At 36.3% G+C, this 2095-nt stretch carries 2 protein-coding genes; both read left to right on the top strand.

The window, feature by feature from the left end:
- Window positions 1-148: 148 nt before the first annotated feature.
- On the top strand, window positions 149-1270 hold the full coding sequence (locus tag CAG57_RS03960) for a glycosyltransferase (RefSeq protein ID WP_161431002.1): 1122 nt from the start codon (window positions 149-151) through the stop codon (window positions 1268-1270).
- Entirely contained in the window at window positions 1267-2076 is an 810-nt protein-coding gene (locus CAG57_RS03955) for a glycosyltransferase (RefSeq protein ID WP_161433913.1), read from the top strand. Before CAG57_RS03960 ends, CAG57_RS03955 begins: the two co-directional genes overlap by 4 nt.
- Window positions 2077-2095: the final 19 nt, after the last annotated feature.

Genomic DNA, 2095 nt, shown 5'->3' with positions numbered 1-2095 from the left:
GATTTGATATCTATACTTATTTTTTGTTGTTTGGTTATTTTTTTAAAAGTTGACTTGATTTTTTCTAGAATAGTATTTGACTTGATAGTTCTTATTTTTTCTATGTCCCTTCTTTCGAAGGGACATAGATGTTCTTTTAGGTTGTAAAATGATTAATATATTGTACGTAGTGAGTACGCTTAAGCGTAGTGGGCCAACCAATCAGCTTTTTAATGTTGTTTCAAATTTGGATCGTGAAACTTTTAATCCTATTGTTGTCACACTTTCTCCTGAACCTGAAGATTCACGCTGGTTCGATTATCAATCTCTAGGTGTCGAGGTGTACTCTCTGAATTTATCTCGTTTGGGAGGTTTATTCTTCGCACAAGCAAAGTTGAAATCATTAATTGCTAAATTACAGCCTAATCTTATTCATACTCAAGGTATCCGTGCTGACGGTATAGTTTCAGAAATTAAAAAAAACACCCCGCATATAGCTACCATCCATAATTATCCGCAGCTCGATTACTTGATGACGTATGGCTCCTTTAAAAGCAGGTTTATGATAAAATATCATATTTCGGCTATGCAGAAGATAGATAAGTTAATCGGTTGTTCGGTTTCGGTTTCAAATAATTTGATTACTAATTTTAATCTGACCAATGTCTCAGCTATTCAAAATGGTGTTGATGATAAGCTTTTTGACGTTAATCTTCATAAGTTTTCTTGGCTGAGAGAGAAACTAAATTTAAACCAAAATGCAGTTATTTGGATTGCGACAGGGCACTTATCAGAACTTAAAGATCCTCTATTCCTAATAAATAGGTGGTTGTCTATAAAGGATTCTTTTCCTGAACATCATTTAGTTTTTCTCGGTTCTGGTCAGTTATTTGAATATTGCCAACAACGTAAACAGGGTATTGAAAATATTCATTTACTCGGTCGTGTCTCTAATGTGGTCGATTATTTACAGGGTTCAAACTTTTTTGTTTCTGCGTCTAAGTCAGAGGGTTTGCCTATGGCAACGATTGAGGCAATGGCTTGTGGGTTACCTGTACTGCTATCTGACATTGAGCCGCACAAGGAAATCTATAATATGTCCCCCGAGATAGGCTTCCTCTTTAAGTTGGGCGAAGAACATAGTTTTTTAGAGTCTTTTAAAGAGTTGGTTGAATCAGATTATTCGATTCATAGACAAGCAGCTTTAGATTTAATTAAATCAGAATTAAGCGCTGTGAAAATGTCACAGAAATATCAGAATACTTATAATGATTTGATAGGTGATAAATGACTTGTTCGGTATTAATGTCTGTTTATAAAGCAGAAAATCCACAGTTTTTACAACAGGCAATAGAAAGTATTTATCATAATCAAACGCTCAAGCCATCACAGGTAGTGATTGTAAAAGATGGTCCTTTACCAGAACAGCTCGAACAGGTATTAGAACGTTATCAAACCGATCTCCAAGAAACTTTAACGGTTGTTTCACTACCAAAGAATGTTGGATTAGGCGCAGCACTTAACGCAGGGTTAGTACATTGTCGATATGAATTGGTCGCCCGAATGGATACAGACGATATCGCTATGCCGGAACGTTTTGCTAAACAAGTCAAGTTTATGCAGCAGAATCCCAATGTCATCGCTTGTAGTGGTGTCATTGAAGAATGGGATTCTGCATTTACAGAACAGTTAGGGTGCCGAAAATTACCACAAGAGCATAATGACATTGTAAAGTTTGCCAAGTCTCGCAGCCCGTTGAACCACCCAGCCGCTATGTTTAGAAAAGCTGCAGTGGTTGAAGTTGGCGGGTATCCTCCTTTACGAAAAGCACAAGATTACGCTTTATGGAGCTTACTAATCATCAATGGCGCTCAACTGTCAAACTTACCCTGTGTGCTACTAAAAATGCGAACAGGAGATGAAATGATGGCAAGGCGAGGGTTAGAATATTTCAAACATGAATATCAGTTATTGCAGTTTCAAAAGGAAATCGGCTTTCTTTCTTATTTTGCATTTATTAAAAACGTCATGATTAAATTTATATTACGTTCCTCTCCTCTTTTTATTAAGAAGATCGCTTATAAGTTTTGTCGATAACTCAGTAACAATCTAATGC

The sequence above is a fragment of the Vibrio sp. V30_P3S12P165 genome (assembly GCF_009904905.1).
GTDB classification, from domain to species: Bacteria; Pseudomonadota; Gammaproteobacteria; order Enterobacterales; family Vibrionaceae; genus Vibrio; species Vibrio fujianensis.
This window is presented reverse-complemented; position numbering and strand designations above follow the sequence as displayed.